The 16,437-nt window shown below is 34.5% G+C and carries 19 protein-coding genes and 2 tRNA genes; 3 read left to right on the plus strand and 18 right to left on the minus strand.

Annotated features, from left to right (window positions below):
* Position 1: 1 nt before the first annotated feature.
* The 8 genes from ACKI2W_RS11265 to tes form a co-directional block, all read right to left on the minus strand.
* Positions 2–74, minus strand: a tRNA-Phe gene (locus ACKI2W_RS11265).
* Between the two features lie 3 nt (positions 75–77).
* A tRNA-Val gene (locus ACKI2W_RS11270) sits at positions 78–149 on the minus strand.
* A 120-nt stretch (positions 150–269) separates the two neighbouring features.
* Positions 270–470 (minus strand): histone family protein, encoded by a 201-nt coding sequence (locus tag ACKI2W_RS11275; protein WP_407382057.1) that lies wholly within the window; start codon positions 468–470, stop codon positions 270–272.
* Between the two features lie 206 nt (positions 471–676).
* A complete protein-coding gene (locus tag ACKI2W_RS11280) occupies positions 677–1,951 on the minus strand; it encodes a tRNA (N(6)-L-threonylcarbamoyladenosine(37)-C(2))-methylthiotransferase (protein ID WP_407382058.1) in 1,275 nt (424 codons plus the stop codon).
* Between the two features lie 17 nt (positions 1,952–1,968).
* Positions 1,969–2,586, minus strand: coding sequence for an HVO_0476 family zinc finger protein (locus tag ACKI2W_RS11285; protein WP_407382059.1), 618 nt, complete (start codon positions 2,584–2,586; stop codon positions 1,969–1,971).
* Between the two features lie 25 nt (positions 2,587–2,611).
* Positions 2,612–3,091, minus strand: coding sequence for a homoaconitase small subunit (gene hacB / locus ACKI2W_RS11290; RefSeq protein ID WP_407382060.1), 480 nt, complete (start codon positions 3,089–3,091; stop codon positions 2,612–2,614).
* An 8-nt stretch (positions 3,092–3,099) separates the two neighbouring features.
* Complete coding sequence (locus ACKI2W_RS11295; protein WP_407382061.1) at positions 3,100–4,089, minus strand: beta-ribofuranosylaminobenzene 5'-phosphate synthase; 990 nt, start codon at positions 4,087–4,089, stop codon at positions 3,100–3,102.
* Between the two features lie 23 nt (positions 4,090–4,112).
* The gene (tes, locus tag ACKI2W_RS11300) at positions 4,113–5,618 is read right to left on the minus strand and encodes a tetraether lipid synthase Tes (RefSeq protein WP_407382062.1); all 1,506 of its coding nucleotides are present in this window, start codon (positions 5,616–5,618) and stop codon (positions 4,113–4,115) included.
* Between the two features lie 150 nt (positions 5,619–5,768).
* Here tes and ACKI2W_RS11305 point away from each other — a divergent pair, with 150 nt between their 5' ends.
* Positions 5,769–6,335, plus strand: a complete 567-nt coding sequence (locus tag ACKI2W_RS11305) for a CDP-2,3-bis-(O-geranylgeranyl)-sn-glycerol synthase (protein ID WP_407382063.1) — start codon at positions 5,769–5,771, stop codon at positions 6,333–6,335.
* Here ACKI2W_RS11305 and ACKI2W_RS11310 read toward each other — a convergent pair.
* The 9 genes from ACKI2W_RS11310 to ACKI2W_RS11350 form a co-directional block, all read right to left on the minus strand.
* Positions 6,332–6,697: an RNase H family protein gene (locus ACKI2W_RS11310; RefSeq protein WP_407382064.1), complete on the minus strand. Its 366-nt coding sequence runs from the start codon at positions 6,695–6,697 to the stop codon at positions 6,332–6,334. The two genes, ACKI2W_RS11305 and ACKI2W_RS11310, sit on opposite strands and share 4 nt — an antisense overlap.
* A complete protein-coding gene (locus ACKI2W_RS11315) occupies positions 6,694–6,882 on the minus strand; it encodes a hypothetical protein (RefSeq protein WP_407382065.1) in 189 nt (62 codons plus the stop codon). The genes ACKI2W_RS11310 and ACKI2W_RS11315 overlap by 4 nt, the downstream gene beginning before the upstream one ends.
* A gap of 1 nt (position 6,883) precedes the next feature.
* On the minus strand, positions 6,884–7,906 hold the full coding sequence (locus ACKI2W_RS11320) for a hydantoinase/oxoprolinase family protein (protein ID WP_407382066.1): 1,023 nt from the start codon (positions 7,904–7,906) through the stop codon (positions 6,884–6,886).
* A complete protein-coding gene (locus tag ACKI2W_RS11325; RefSeq protein WP_407382067.1) occupies positions 7,907–8,980 on the minus strand; it encodes an ATP-grasp domain-containing protein in 1,074 nt (357 codons plus the stop codon).
* Positions 8,964–10,286: a non-hydrolyzing UDP-N-acetylglucosamine 2-epimerase gene (gene wecB, locus ACKI2W_RS11330; protein WP_407382068.1), complete on the minus strand. Its 1,323-nt coding sequence runs from the start codon at positions 10,284–10,286 to the stop codon at positions 8,964–8,966. The genes ACKI2W_RS11325 and wecB overlap by 17 nt, the downstream gene beginning before the upstream one ends.
* Before the next feature lie 61 nt (positions 10,287–10,347).
* Entirely contained in the window at positions 10,348–11,829 is a 1,482-nt protein-coding gene (locus ACKI2W_RS11335) for a DUF2142 domain-containing protein (protein ID WP_407382069.1), read from the minus strand.
* 41 nt (positions 11,830–11,870) lie between these two features.
* Positions 11,871–12,407, minus strand: coding sequence for a DUF2115 domain-containing protein (locus ACKI2W_RS11340; RefSeq protein ID WP_407382070.1), 537 nt, complete (start codon positions 12,405–12,407; stop codon positions 11,871–11,873).
* Positions 12,408–12,416: 9 nt separating this feature from the next.
* On the minus strand, positions 12,417–12,896 hold the full coding sequence (locus ACKI2W_RS11345; RefSeq protein WP_407382071.1) for a GNAT family N-acetyltransferase: 480 nt from the start codon (positions 12,894–12,896) through the stop codon (positions 12,417–12,419).
* Between the two features lie 19 nt (positions 12,897–12,915).
* Positions 12,916–13,251, minus strand: coding sequence for a hypothetical protein (locus ACKI2W_RS11350; protein WP_407382072.1), 336 nt, complete (start codon positions 13,249–13,251; stop codon positions 12,916–12,918).
* A 153-nt stretch (positions 13,252–13,404) separates the two neighbouring features.
* Here ACKI2W_RS11350 and ACKI2W_RS11355 point away from each other — a divergent pair, with 153 nt between their 5' ends.
* Together ACKI2W_RS11355 and ACKI2W_RS11360 are read left to right on the plus strand one after the other, a co-directional pair.
* Positions 13,405–14,742 carry an NCS2 family permease gene (locus ACKI2W_RS11355; protein ID WP_407382073.1) on the plus strand — a complete coding sequence of 446 codons (1,338 nt, stop codon included), beginning with the start codon at positions 13,405–13,407 and terminating at the stop codon, positions 14,740–14,742.
* 47 nt (positions 14,743–14,789) lie between these two features.
* On the plus strand, positions 14,790–15,221 hold the full coding sequence (locus ACKI2W_RS11360; protein WP_407382074.1) for a hypothetical protein: 432 nt from the start codon (positions 14,790–14,792) through the stop codon (positions 15,219–15,221).
* Here the strand turns inward: ACKI2W_RS11360 and ACKI2W_RS11365 are convergent.
* Positions 15,218–16,437, minus strand: a 1,220-nt coding sequence (locus tag ACKI2W_RS11365; RefSeq protein WP_407382075.1) for an ATP-binding protein, incomplete at its 5' end; no start/stop codon positions are given. The two genes, ACKI2W_RS11360 and ACKI2W_RS11365, sit on opposite strands and share 4 nt — an antisense overlap.

The raw sequence follows: 16,437 nt of genomic DNA on the forward strand, positions 1-16,437 counted from the left end.
ATGCCATGGGCCGGACTTGAACCAGCGACATCTAGATCTTCAGTCTAGCGTTCTCCCATCTGAACTACCATGGCATATGGACCGAACGAGATTCGAACTCGTGATCTCCTCCACGTCAAAGAGGAATCATACCCCTAGACCACCGGTCCTGCACAACATAATATAATTTATTAAAAGTATTATATAAAACTTTCCAATACAGAACCTAAAAAAATAAAATAAATTGACCAAGAAAATGGCCAATAGATTTTATATAACGAGTAAAAAGCCTATTTGATAGCTAATTTGATATCTCCAGCTTTTACAGTTTTTCTACCAGCGTGGCGTGCGAAATTAACAGCTTTTTTAGCGATTTCGTCACCTTTTTCTTCTAATGCTTCAGCTAATGCAATTTTAGCTTCATCACTAATTCTTGGAGCTCCAGCATTTTTTAAGATACGACCTACTGGTGCGATTGGTAATTCACTCATTATTTCACCTCCAATTAAAAGATAGTAAAACATTATATATAAATGTTTTGATAAAAAGGCCTAATTTTCACCCATATACGAACCATAAAGCTATTAACAAATAGTTTTAAATTTACAAAAATAATACCTAAAAAAATTAATCTTTAAAGACAAAAAATATATGGTAAATATAGAAAAAAAGAATTTAAAAAATTTAAAAAATTAACTTATTTTACAACGCCTTTTAGGTAAGTTGCCGTAGCATCAGTTATTTTTACGCGAACAAAATCACCCAAATTAACATTATCCACAATCACTGGAATATATGAATCAGTTTTTGCAATAAATCCACCTTTAGAACCTATTTCAACAACCAAAGCATTTTGATAAGAATCAAGTAATTCTTCGTTTTCACATTGAGTTATTTCGCTCTTAATTTCAGACAAAAATTTGGAACGTTCTTTCATGACTTCGCGGGGAATTTCTTCAAGTGATGATGAAATTGCACCTTTCCTATGCTGATATTTGGATAAATGAATAAGACTTGGCCTTACATTTTCAAGCAGTTCAACAGTCTTAGAAAAGTCATCATCAGTTTCAGTCGGATAGCCTACAATGATATCCGTAGCCAAAGTCAGATTTGGAATTTCACTTTTGAACTTATCGACGATTTCAAGATACTGATCAGTATTATGTCCACGTCTCATTTCTTTTAGTACCTTGTCACTACCACTTTGTATAGGTAAATGAATAAAATCATATACCTTCGGTGATTTGATTGCATCAATTATTTCATCAACATCGTCTAAAATGTTTTTAGGATGCATCATTCCAACACGAACACGAAAATCTCCATCTAAATTAGCAACTTCTTTAATTAAATCAGATAGTTTTTCACCACTGTCCCGGCCGAATGCTGCAGTGTCCTGGGCAGTGAGCTGAATTTCACGAGCACCATTTTCAATAGCTTGCCTTGCTTCCTCAACTATATCCGCAATAGGATAGCTATTTAAAGGCCCACGGGCAAAACGAGTACAGCAAAAAGTGCATGCTCCTAGACAACCTTCACAAATTTGAATAATATGGATTAAACTGTCATCGGTTACTTTTGCAACACCCACTTTACTTTCCTTGGACAAACCGTATTCACGTACGATTTCTCCACAATAAGTCTGTTCCACAACCTCTGCTGTTTTATTTAACTGATGAGGCCCAATCCAGCTGCAGTTAGGTCCTACTTTTTCCAATTTTTCAGGATCTATTTCCACCATGCATCCCCCGACAATTATCTTTTTATCGGGAAACTTTTCCTGCAGTTGCTGGATTTTATAAACAACCTTATTTTCTGTAGGCAGTTTAACATAACATGTATTTACAATAATGACATCGGCATCCTCAATACTGTCAGTCAAGTCAATATTATTCTCATTTAAAACGCCAGCCATAATCTGGCCATCGGCCTTGTTGAATGTGCAGCCATATGATTCAATATAAACTTTCATAAATAATTCTCACTAATTTAAGTTTTTTTGAAAATATTGGATGTTAAATCATAATCATAATTATTGAATTTAACCGGTTTTGAATAAACTCTTTTGATTACTCCGGCTTTGGCAAATCCTGAAGTTAACTTTCTTTCATTGGTTTTTACCACATGAACCTTAACTATATGATTTTCTATTTTAACAACATCACCCGGAGCGATTTCAAAGTCCCTTTCCAAATCCAATTTATAGGAATCGACCTTGCCGTGCAAATCAACTGAAAATCCGATACGTGCCGGAATTTCAACGGATGTTGCCCATATCGTTTCAACATTTTCAAGCAATGCTTTATTTACTCTTGTATCATTTACCTCAATACTTGTAACTTCAACCTGACCCAGTTCAGAAAGCAAAATATCTCCTACTTTCAATTCGTCACTGGGAGATAACTCGATTGAAGTTTTATGGGATTTGTTCTGTTCAGATATGATAAGTCTATAATCTTTAGGTTTTTGAGCGGAAACAACATCTTTAAAAACATGACCGCAGTCAAAACATTTTAAAAGATACTCTTCCATGAATTTCTTTTTTGATTCTTTCTGTTTTGAGTTTAATATTTCAATTTCATCAGAACCACAAATTGGACATTCCATTTTATGCCTCCTTTATAAAAATAAATTATTCTTTTAGATAATGGTTTACCAAACCACCATCTTCCAAAATGTTTAACATGAATTCCTTAAAAGGCTCGAAGCTTGCTTCCTCACCGGAAGTTTCATTTACAATACTTCCTTCAGACAAGTCAATTTTAATAATATCTCCGTCTTCAGCTTCAATATCGCTTACAATTACCGGTAAACCTATATTGATGGAATTTCTATAGAAGATTCTTGCAAATGATTTGGCTATGATTGCACTTACCCCTGCAGTTTTTATGGCGACAGGAGCCTGCTCACGGGAAGAACCGCATCCGAAATTTTCACCGGCAACTATAACATCACCTTTTTGAACATTTTCAGTAAAATCCGGCCTTTCTCCTTCAAGAACATGATCTGCCAAATCCTGAGGATTGAATGTTCTCAAATATCTGCCGGGAATAATGACATCAGTATCTATATTTTCACCGAAAGTCCATGTTTTTCCAGAAATAATATCCATAATAATCACTATTTTTTAAGAATATGGCCATGATTTTGGGCTTTTGTTGTGATAACTATTCCATCATCGCCTACATAATCTTTAATTTCGTCAACTATATGCCTGTTGGTTTTATCGTAGAATGAATAGACTGTCGGTCCAAAAGAACTCATTCCAACAGCATATGCACCAATTTCAGTTAATTTAGCCATTAATTTTTTAATATTGTCTGACTGCAGTTTAACTTCAATGTTTTTAAATCCTATTGTTTGTATTTTGTTAATTATGTTTCCGAAGCAAGGCAAATCCTTTTCTAATAAAAATGGTATCATATTCATAAATATTAAGTGGGAATACAATTCCACTTCCTGTCTGTCAATAGGACAATACTCCTGGAAAATATTGACTTCCTTCTGTCCGTTGACGCTGACATCAGACTTTAAAATGACCAATAATACTCCCCATTCTTCAGGAAATTCATAACGACCAAACAGCTGCGGAGGACTGGCTTTAGAAGCGGAAGAAGGTAAAAAAGATGATTTTTCTTTTCTACTGTGTCCGCCGTCAACAATAAAACCGCCATGGTCAAAAGCAAAAACACCAATGCCTGATGTACCACCACGGCCTGTGATTTTGCCCAAAGTAATACCATTGGCCTCCTGACCGATGTGTTCTGTGATAAGTTTTCCTGTGGACAATGCTATTTGGGTTCCTGATCCCAAACCGGAGTGTGGAAGATAAGCTCTGTCAACCCTAAAATAGAATCCTTCATCAACATCATAATGATTAATTACTTTTTCGGCTGAAGCGGTGATTTTTTTTATGCATTCGTTTTTTATAGTATCATTAAAGTTAAAGTTTTCGTTAAAGTCTATTGTAATTCCTTTTTCAGCCGTTTCACTATATAAAAGAAAATTAGGGTCTTGGATAGTTAATCCAATTCCCCCGTCAAGCCTACCATATGATCCATTCATATCAATAAGCCCCAAATGAAGTCTTGAAGGTGATTTTATATACATAGATTTTGACCTCTAGAAATTAATTATTCTTTAGATTTTTTTAATGGAGATGAGAATTCCTCTTCAACCCCTTCACGATACATTGAATTGTATGTACAGAACGGGATGATTCTGCCGTCAGGAGTTGCATAATGGATAACACATTTTTTAACTCTGTCCTCATCAAAATTAAATGGATCCATGAAGTGCATGCATGAAATAAGCATAGCATCTTTTGAAAAGTCACCTAATGCATCATATGATCTTTTAGTAAATACATTAAGCAATATCCTCTTAATATCCAGATTTTCAGGGGTTTCATCAGTATCTACCAATTTAGGAAGAGCTTTGGTTGCACTGGCAATGACTCTTTTTCTGATTCCAAATCCGCCTTCATTTAATCTATCACTTAATTCATCTAATTTTTCAAATAATCCGTCAACATCAATGAATCTGGTAATTGGAATCAATTTGTCTTTTCCAGGACCTTCAGTCTTATCCCTAAATACATAAGTAGCAATACCACAATGCTGGTGGCAGTTGAGAGTAACGCTAGGTTTTTCACCGTCAAGAGCACCTATGAAGTTAGCAATAGGTTCGACTGAAGAAGGTGGATAAAAATCAGAAGTTTTGACTTCACCGTCAGTTTGCTCCTCTATGATTTTAACAAAGTCCGGAATAGTGATTCTTTGTTCTTCCACCTGATCGGCAGGCGTTCTTCCTGCAAATGAAACAGGCTGGAAATTGACTCCATAAATGTTTTCATTATGGTCGAATGCAAACTTAATAATTTCTCCAACCTGGTGATCGTTTACTCCTTTAATTAATGTAGGAACTAAAACCACACCCAAATTAGCTTTTCTACAGTTTTCAATTGCATCCAATTTATATGGGAGCAAATCCCTTCCCCTATTGTTGATATAAGGTTCAGGGGTAACGCCGTCAAATGCTAAATATACTGTATTCAAACCGGCATCTTTCAATTCTTGAGCCAAGTTTTCTTTCATTGCTAATTTTAAACCGTTGGTTGCAATTTGAACGTGAGTGAAACCTTCTTCCTTAGCCATTTTGACTAATTCAACAATATCCTTTCTTACCGTAGGTTCTCCACCGGCATACTGGATAGCCGGGGTAGGATTAGGTTTCAAGTTTCTTAAGTTTCTAAGCATTTGCCTTATTTCATCTTGAGTAGGTTCAAATAAGCGTCCTGAAGCTGCAGCGTTTGCAAAACAGACAGGACATCTTAGATTACACCTATTGGTCACATCAATTAATCCCAGTACAGTAGAAGTTTCATGCTTGGAACAAAGTCCACAGTTAGATGGACAAGCAGCAACACCATCCACACAAGGATTTTCCACTGAAGTAATTGACGGTTCATAATTATTTACTCTATTGTAAATCTCATCATCACTCCAATAAGTATTGATAAACTCTCCATGCTCGTCGCAGGTTTTCTTAATGAAAACTTTTCCCTCTTCATCATAGACTTCCGCATCGAGAGGTTTACCACACTCTGGACATAAACTTTTTGTATCTTTTATTTTCAAAAAAATCACCTTACAAACATACTACATTAGTACAAACAAAAACATAATATAATTATTATAGTTAATTTAATATTTAAAGTTATTTAAAATTTATATACTTTAAGAATTATAGACTATATTAATAAGAAATTAAAATGGAGCAACTATTAAATGAATCTTGACTTTTCGATGTTAGCGATAATGTGCGTCACAATCCTGTACTTCCTACTTCCTGCATACATATCCAACAGTGGCGGATTAATATTTGGAGGAGGTGTTCCGGTTGATTTCGAAAAAAGCGATTCAAACGGCAACAGATGGATTGGCGACGGAGTAACATGGAAAGGATTGATTGGAGGAACACTTTTAGGAACATTGGTTGGAGCAATTCAGGGATACTTCGGACCGGATTTATTGACATTATATGGAGAATATATCATTACCCCTATCGCTGTTGGTGTTTTAAATGGTGTTCTAATCGGATTTTTACTTGCATTCGGAGCATTGGTCGGTGATGCTGCAGGCAGTTTTTTAAAAAGAAGATTGGGAATTGGACGTGGAAAACCTGCACCAATACTTGATCAGATTGATTTTTTAGTGGTTGCACTCTTATTTGCTTCATTAGTCGTTAGTTTTTCCATAGAATTCATAGTGATAGCTATTATACTGACCATAATAATTCATTTGATAGCCAATACCGGAGCTTATCTGCTTGGAATAAAGGATGTATGGTATTAAGCATACTTGGATTTTCCACCCAGCAAATTATCTTTTTTACCACCATAAGCCACTGTTTTTTGAGAGTTGAAAGCAACCTGTTTTGCATTAACTGCAAGTTTATCAGCCTTAATATTGAATCTGTTTGATGAATGACCTTTTACCTTAACAAAACTTAAGGTATACGAGTTTTTAATATTGTCCATTAATTTCCAAATTGCTTTGATGATTTCTAAGTTTTCAATAGGCTGGTTTCCTCTTCTTTTCCAGCCGTTTTTCTGCCAGTTTATCACCCATTTGGTAAAGATATCAATGCAGTAAGATGAATCAGAGCATATTTCAATGACATCACCGGAATCAGCTTTTGACAGGAAATCTTTCATGGAAGCATATATTGATATAACTCCATTTCATTGTTTGTAGTTAAAGGACAGCCCCCTGACTGATTTGAATTTTCCTCACCATCAATTAACAGAACAAAAGCCCAGCCACCAGCTTCACGCAGATATTTACCGTTTTTATTAATCATAGTGGCTGCGCCGTCAGTATAATAAGTGAATTTTGTCATGTTAATCCATGAATTTCTCCATCATTACCGCAGTTCCGACGGCAGGAGCTACAACACATTGCTCATCAGTTAGGATATCGCCCATTGATTTGACTTCCAAACCTAAAAATTCAGCCGCAGGCCTATCCAAAATGTCTTTGCCTAAACCTGTGGTTACAATCAAATCAAGGTTCTGGGTTTCATGAACCTGTTTTAGGCCATCTGCAATCTGTTCGATTTGCTTTTGATGGATGAATTCAGACATCTCAACAATATCCGCTTCAGAAAGCATCTCCAAATCAGCACATACAACACGTGCAATACGCTTAGCACAATCTTTTTTGGATTTGGACTCTCCGTCAAAAGTGTCACAGACATAATCATCCTCAGAAATTAAGTCAAGAACCATATAAACGTCAGCTGTTTGGGCAAAGAGTTCACTGGCTACACGATACTCTTTTCCTTTCAATTCAACCTTATCCAGGAAACTGGCCAAATTGGTTCTCAATGTTCCTGTGTATACGAGTTCACCGGTTGCTGACCTGTCAAAATCAGATTTGCCTATTGCACATTCCTTTCCATCCTTAATTGGGATAATGTCTGTCGTTGTACTTCCAGTGTCAATGAAAATGCAATTATCAGAGATTAATGTTGCTATTTGTGCGGTAGCTATCCAGTTTGCGGCAGCTGCCTTAAGAGGAGTCTCTTCTATTTCGCTTTTAGACATCATTCCATCAATACCAACATAAGCTATCGGGCATGAAAAGGTATCTTCACATTTCTTAACGACATCCAAAACACCATCTTTTTTGGTGTCATAAGCATCAACAAGCTCGGCTGTCATTGATATTCCAACAGCATCGATTTCAGATACCTGACAGATGTTTTCAATCAGTTCAACCAGAACCCGTGACAAATCATCATTATTACTCCACATAGGAAGATAGGCAAAGTCAACTTCAATATTTTTAATTTCGCCGTCTTCAAAGTCAATTACCGCCAAATCAGTGTTTGCTCCACCTATATCAAAACCTGCAATTTTCATTTAAATTCTCCTGATATCTAAGTTATCTCCCTGTTTTTTAAATTCCACTTCACCGTCAAGAGAGATATCAATTTCTTCAATATTTCCTTCAATAATCGTTTTTGCTATGTTGAAATTAGCTATTTTCCTGAGGCCTACATACGGAGTGGTGAATCTTGAGTTAACCTCAAGCAAATAAACCGGATGGATATCCATTTCATCAGCACTGATTATCAAGTCAACACCTACAAAACCATTTAAGCCTTCAACTGATTCACATGCTTTTTTAGCAATTTCAAACGCATCCTGCTTATATTCACTTTCAAAAGGAAGTTTTCCACCAATATATGTTCCCTTATCGTTTTTAAGTTCAACGAACTGTTTATTTAAACTGATTGGTATCGCTTTACCATTCTGACATATTAAACTGACGCTGACATCATTTCCTTCAATGAATTCCTGAACTATTATTCTGGATTCCGGAGGAAATATCTCTTCCAAATCATAGCTTAAATCTTTAATGTCCTCAATTATGACAATATCTTCACAGTCAACACCAATCAATGGTTTTATTATTAATTTGAGTGGAGTCAACGGATCTTCAGCCTGCCACTTTTCATGCAAGTTAGTGATAGCCCTTTTCCAGTATCCTTTTGAATCTATTTTAAATCTGAAGGTTCTCGGTTGAGGAACCTCATTTGAAATTTCATCATAAGTTAATGACTTATCTGATGATATAAGGCATGCTTCACTTGATGAAGTGTAAATAAAGACATTATTTTCTTCCAAAATTTTAGTGATATTATATAAATTATTGTTATTTTCCGCCGCAATGAAAATAGCCTTGTCAAAATTGCAGGCATTATCCTTCAACCATGAAATAATGTCCGTTTCTATCAGTATTGGGTTAACATTATCATATTTGGATATGATATTTTCATAGGATTTATTTACAACTACATCCAGATTGTAATCGCTTAAATCTTCAATCAATGCAAATAACATCGCTTCCGCTTCAGAGATTATGCATTTATCTTTCTCGCCTGAAGCAGTAAAATACTCAAATACTAATATTGAATCATTCGTAGACGTCATAAGTAACACACATCTCTTTTAAGTTCAAGTCATCTGCAGGGAAGCGCATTTTTTCTCCATCGAACACCATGTGAATTAATGCATTGTTTTTATCTTCGAAGTCTTTGACAGTTATGTCTTCTTTGATTAATGCCATTTTCCTTTCAAATGATGTCATGATGTCTTCAGGAGCTTCAATATTGAGAAGTCCTTTATCATAGTACTCCTGTATTGCATCAACAGTCTGTTCTGCAGAGTTGCCCTGACCATATGGATTAGGTGCATTTCTCATTTTATCTGCAAATTCCTCATCATTTAAAATTTTGTTTGCATTTTCCAAAATTACATCCTTATCTGACCCAACAAGGATGTTACCTCCTGCAGTTACCGTTTCTGGCCTTTCGGTATTATATCTTAACGTTAATGCAGGAACATCAAGAGTAATTGCTTCTTCCTGAAGGCCTCCTGAGTCAGTTAAAATCAGACTTGATTTGGCAGTCAACTGCAAAAAGTCCAGATATCCTAAAGGCTTAATGATATGAACATGATCCAAGTCATTCAGCTCATCGAACAGACCAAAGTTCTGTAATGTGTTTTTGGTTCTCGGATGTATTGGGAAAATGATGTTCATCTGATTTAGCTCTTTTAAAGCCTCGATAATATTGGTTACACGGGTTTTATCGTCAACGTTTTCTGCCCTGTGCATTGTTAATGTTAATATATTGTCCATATTGTCAATGTCGAGTTCTGCCAATGATTCTTCTTCAAATCCACGTTTTTTGGCTATTTCCAAATGTCTGAAACATGCATCAACAACAGTGTTTCCGGTGATGAACAGGTTTTTCCTGGAAAATCCTTCAGCCAAAAGATTAATGGCTGATTCTTCAGTTGGAATGAAATACATTGTTGAGGTTACATCACAGGCCCTGCGGTTAACCTCTTCAGGCATTGTCATGTCAAAGGACCTGAGTCCTGCTTCAACATGCCCAACGGCAATATGCAGTTTGGAAGCCACAAGAGCACCTGCAAGAACTGCATTGGTATCTCCCTGAACCAACACTATATCCGGTTTTTCATCCATCAAAACCTCTTCAATACCTTTCATCATCAAACCGGTCTGTTTACCATGAGAACCGGAACCCACATGAATGTTATAATCAGGAGCAGGAATCTCAAGGTCTTTAAAGAAGTTATCAGACATTTCCTTATCATAATGCTGACCTGTGTGAAGAAGACACAAATCAATATCACGATTGACAATTTCATCAATTATTGGGGCCATCTTAATAATTTCCGGCCTTGTTCCAAGTACAACAGCTATTTTCATAATATCACTTAACTATAATATATCATATTCAATATAATTAAAAATTTTGTTAGAATGAAAATCAGTAAAAATGAGTGATAGGAAGTAAAAACAGTCCTGCCAAACATATTATGATAAAAGTAAATATGTAAATTTCATCTATTTCTATTTCTTTAATATTTGTATTGATTATCAATGGCAGCAAAGCTATTATCGGAAGGAAATATCTTGATTGGACTCCCAGGATAGTATTACTTCCCAGAGGACTCCATGTCAGATAGAAAATAACATTAATTCCAACATATGTTATTAAAAATATCAATGCCAAAATTATCCTTTCTTTTTTTCTTAATTCAATGTCTATTTTATAGAATAGTGAAAATACTAAATAAAATATTACATACATGAAGTTAATCAGTTTTATTCCTTTATACCCAGTATAATGGAAGAAATTGGCTTTCAGCAGGAACAAATCAGGGATTGAAACCAGCATATCCTTGATTAATGTGAATATTATCAAAGGATTGGATAAAACGAACCTGGTCTGTCCGACAAATGACACGTTGGTTGTGGATGACGTATTATACGTTTGAATTGCCGTAGTTGTAAATAATGATGAAAACAGTGACCCAACGCTCAATATAGCCAATACAACCATTGCAATTATAGCCACAATACTGATTTTTTTAAGTTTTTCATCTTCAAAAGGAAGAGCAAACACCAGGAACGCAAGTATTATGTAAGGCTGCTTTATTAAGCTAATCAGCAATACTGAAATGAAAAATATTGCCAGATTTTTCCCGTTAACCTCGCCCAGATACATTTTGATGAAATACGTTAATATAATCAATGTAAAAGTCAATATGAATGCATCATAGCTTGAAAAAGATGCCTGCGAAACGCATAATGGTATCGTTGAGAAAACCAGTAAATGAAGCTTATACTTTGGGATGATTTTAATCATGAAGTAAGCAACTACTCCATAAAATAACAGATTGGCGATTCTGGACAGGTATAAGGCCCATATTGCAGTTAAATTCAGCATTTTGGCAATCAATATTCCCAATGCGGAAAGCAGATATGAATAGAATGGGGATGACGTTGTCCACTCCCAGTATCCCTTATGGTCATTAATCGGGTCATTATAGCTGCCATTGTCAAGGATTGTGGTTCCGTAATATGACTGCTGCAAACCGAAATAATAGCTGTCAACATAAATTCCCTTATCTGTAATTTCAGGATACAGCTGTCCTTCACTTATCAGTTCAGCCCTTGTAAAATGAGCGGATTCATCGGGAAAACTCATTGGCGGCGTGAAAAATATCATCAACAGTCCAAAAACAATTATCAATACCAGCGCTACATTGTGCAGCTTCAGCTTATTTCTGTATGAAAAATATATTGAAAAAAGCCCTACAACAGTCACCAATAAAATAAACATTACTTCATTTTGTGAATCTGCAAAGTTTTCAGGTGTAAACATTGCAAAAACAAATACAAATATGAATGCTATAAAAACAAGCATGCATTTTCTGTAGTCCGTGAAGTAATTTTTTATATCCATTATTAATTATTCTTTATGTAATACAATAAATATTTTAACATTTAAAAATCCAACTGCTCTGCAATGCACATTTTACAGACAGCATTTGGAGATTCAAGATTTGCTTCCTTAACTGGACAGTAAAAGACACCATCTTTTTCTTCAACCTTTAATGAACCGGGAAACGGAGTGCCTACAGGATGAATGGGCTCTTCGAGAACAAAAGTAGTGTACAGGGATACGATTGCATAAATCAGAGGAAACTTTGTTTTAGATGTGATTGATTCATTTTCATGATATGTCTTTAATGTGGCAACCGCATCAATGAATTCCTCCTTATCAACATCATTGTCATAAGAATTATCATCATTGCGTATCTCACGAATACGGCCCAAGAAATATTTGGCATATACTGCATGGCTTTTGTCCCTATAATTTTCCTGAATATATTTGCCGTCCTCAATCATTTCTGCATTGACCTTCATTAAATCAAATACTGAAATTGTTGCGGAATACTCTTTAAGTATATCCAAAATAGCTTGCGGAGAAACCTTTTCTTCTCCAATGACAATATCTGAAAAATCTTCATACAAACTCATATTATTCCCTCACAATTCAATGAAATACGGACAGATATTTTCATATGTACCATCTTTCATCCTAAATCCGTTAGGTATCGTTCCCAATTGCCTAAATCCCAAACTTTCATATAAATGCCTTGCAGAAGCATTGCTTTCAACAACTGCATTAAATTGGAGTATCTTAAAATTTAATTCACGGGCCTTTTCAATTGAATCCGAAACAAGATTTTTTCCAATATGCTTTCCACGGACGCTGGCATCAACCCCATAGCTTGCATTTGCAATATGTGAACAGCGCCCAACATTGTTTGGATGCAATATATAGAGCCCTACCACAGCATTGTTAATAACAGCAACACCAGTAAAGCTCTGATGATTAAAAAACTCAAAGCCATTTTCCAAATTTAAAATATTCTCCTGAGGAAAAGCATTGCCTTCAATTACAATATCATTCCATATTTTAATCATCTGCGTTAAATCTGCTTTAGCGAATTCACGAATTAACATCATATCAAAAAAAAAGTGATTAGAAAAATAATCCATTATCTGGAATATAATTACCGATATACAGTGATCCTGCTATAAATCCAAATCCAAAGCAAACAGCAGTCATAGCCAAATTAAGAAGATATGCTTCAACAAGTTCAGGTATTGAAATATTTTCAGAATTTTTAACTTTAGAATAAACTGCAAAACCAATCGGTATTAATGTTATAATAAGGGCAAAAATAACTACAAATATTGTTGCTATAACCCATAATTGGGAATTATTATGGTGTACGGCCATATAAAAACCAAAGATAAAGCCTACAATTATATCAATGATACAATATTTATCGAAAATTCTATAAATTTTTCCCATTATTATACCTCAATTTAACTTATCTAATTAATCATTTAAATTATTTGTGCAAAATACAATGTGAAATACTTTACACATCAAATGATTAACTTTTTTAATATAATCAAATATAAATATTATTATCAAAATTTTAAGTTTTGATGAGAGGATTATATGTTAGACAATTTTTTTAATTTTAAGGAAAATGGTACAGATTTTAAAACAGAAATAATCGCAGGAATTACTACTTTTCTAGCCATGGCATATATTTTAGGTGTAAACCCTACAATGTTGGCTGACGGTGGAATGCCTGCAACAGGAGTCTTTTTCGCAACAGCACTTGCTTCAGGTATCGCTTGTATCATAATGGGTCTTGTTTCAAAGTACCCTGTTGGTCTTGCTCCTGGAATGGGACTTAACGCACTATTTACATATACAATTATCTTAACTATGGGAAATACATGGGAAGCAGCTCTTGCAGCAGTATTTATTTCAAGTATAATCTTTTTATTAATCACAATATCAGGATTAAGGGAAGCTATCTTAAATATCATCCCTGTTGACTTGAAATTGGCTATCGGTGCAGGTATCGGTATGTTCCTTGCATTCATTGGACTTAAAGGATGCGGAATCATCGTTGATGACCCATCAACACTAATTGCTATGGGATCACTTACCGCAGCACCAGCATTACTTGCTTTAATAGGTGTTTTAATCACTTTAATATTATTTGTCAGAAAAGTGCCTGCTGCAGTATTTTTAGGTTTAGTGATAACCGCTATCTTAGGTTTAATATTTACTGCATTCGGATACGGCGCTGGAGACATGTTAATGCCTTCCCTACCAACTGAAATAGTATCCACAAACATTGATACATCATTATTCTTCGGATTTGCATCCGGATTCGGACAGCTGTTCTCAAACATTCCTAACTTAATAATGATGGTGTTCTCATTAGTCTTTGTTACTTTCTTCGATACTACCGGAACTTTAATCTCATTAGGTAGACAATGCGGTTTCATCGATGAAAATGGACAGGCACAAAACATCGAAAAAGCGTTCTTAAGTGACGCTGTAGGTGGAATTGTCGGTTCCATGGTCGGTACAAGTACCGTAACAGCTTATGTAGAAAGTGCAACAGGTATCGGTTTAGGCGGAAGAACCGGTTTGACTGCTGTTGTAACCGGAATATTATTCATTTTATCCATATTCTTCGCACCTTTAGTTTTATCATTATTTACTTCACCAGTGACTGCAGCTGCATTAGTTATTGTTGGTATCTTAATGATTGTTCAAATTAAAGATGTTGACTGGGATAATATAGTTGTTGTGGCACCGGTCTTCATGACAATAATAATGATGCTTTTAACCTATTCAATTTCATTAGGTATTGCATGGGGATTCGTAACCTACGCTGTTGCTACAATTGCTACCGGTAAATGGAAAGAAATGAACTGGGGAATCTGGGTTCTTGTTATTGTATTTTTAATCTACCTGTTCTTCGGTTTATAGTTGTATGATCAATTCATACAACTTCTTATTTTTTTAAAGTGATAATTATGATTAAAAGGATTTCACTGATTTTGATAATACTCATTTTTGCAACAGGCTTTGCTTGTGCGTCACAAAACATCAATAATTTGAAAATTCCAAGTGATTTTTCTGAGAAAAAAGCAGACGGATACTTTTTCATGCCAAAGGCATACGATAATCCAAGATTCATAATTTCAGAATATAATGAAAGCAGCCATAATTTTGAAAACTCATCACTATACGGATTCTGGCCAAGCGAAGATGAAAACATCTATTTCTTTTCAAACCATCAGGCAAGTGATATGGGGGCTGTTGAACTGATTGAAATGGATAGAAAAAAATACACCGTTTCTGTATTATATGCGAGCACTCTGATAGATGAGGATTATTTGGAGGATTCTCTGGAATATATTAAACAATTCAATACTGAAAATAATATTACTCCAATTTCAACTTAGATTTCATTTCCTTTTAAGAAATCTATAATATTCATATGTTTTATACCATCACGAGACATATCCTCATCATCCATACTTAAAACATAAGCATCATATTTATCTGGAATACTTAATAATGGACCAAATTCTCTATTAATTGTATCTTCACGTTCCATAAGATAAGAAACTTGAATATATATTCGTTTATCAACTTTTTGGCAAACAAAATCTACTTCTTTTTTATTGATTATGCCAACATTGACTTCATATCCCCTTCTTAAAAGTTCGACAAAGACTATGTTTTCCAGTACCCTAGGAATTCTTTTTTGATTACTTTCAACGATTGCATGATGAAAACCATGATCCATAGCATAATATTTTTCTTGAATTTTCAGTAATTTCTTACCTATTAAGTCCTGACGCCTACATTTTATCAAGAAAAAGGATTGTTGAAGAAACTCATTGTATTTTAACAGAGTATCCTGTGTTGTATGAATATTTTTATCCTTTAAATAATTTTTAATGCTGTTTGATGAGAATGTCTGACCTACCGTATTCATCATATACCTAACAAAACGATTAAACAAATCAATTTTTTTAATGTTAAATCTATTGACAACATCATTTAGAATTATGGTATTGAAAATATCCCTCAATGCAGATTTTCTAAACTCATCTGTGTTGAATGCCAAAATACTAGGCATACCTCCATAATTTATATAATAATTATTAAATAATTTACGTTCATCGGATTCGGATAAATCAATTTTTTCAATTTGTTTTTTATATTGCAATAATTCTTTAAATGAAAATGGATAAACATTTATTTCAAGATAACGTCCAGATATCAAAGTTGATAACTCATTAGACAATAATTTTGAATTTGAACCAGTTATATAGATATCACAATCCAACTTAACTCTATAACCATTGATACTTTTTTCCCACTTGTCAACTTCCTGAATTTCATCAAAAAATAGGTAAATCTTTCCAGAGATGTCTTTTACCTTTTCATATACAATTTTATCCAAATCTTTAAAATTTTCAACCAAATAATAATCTGGGTCTTCAAAGGAGATGAAAATAATATTATCTTCGTTAATTCCCTTGTTTTTTAGCTCATCAATAATGCTATAAAGTATACTTGTTTTACCGCAACGTCTAATTCCGGTAAAAACTTTGATAAAATCTGAATCTACATATTCATCAAAATATTTTAAATAATCCATTCGTTTAA

The sequence above is a fragment of the Methanobrevibacter sp. genome (assembly GCF_045603845.1).
In the GTDB taxonomy this organism is placed as follows: domain Archaea; phylum Methanobacteriota; class Methanobacteria; order Methanobacteriales; family Methanobacteriaceae; genus Methanocatella.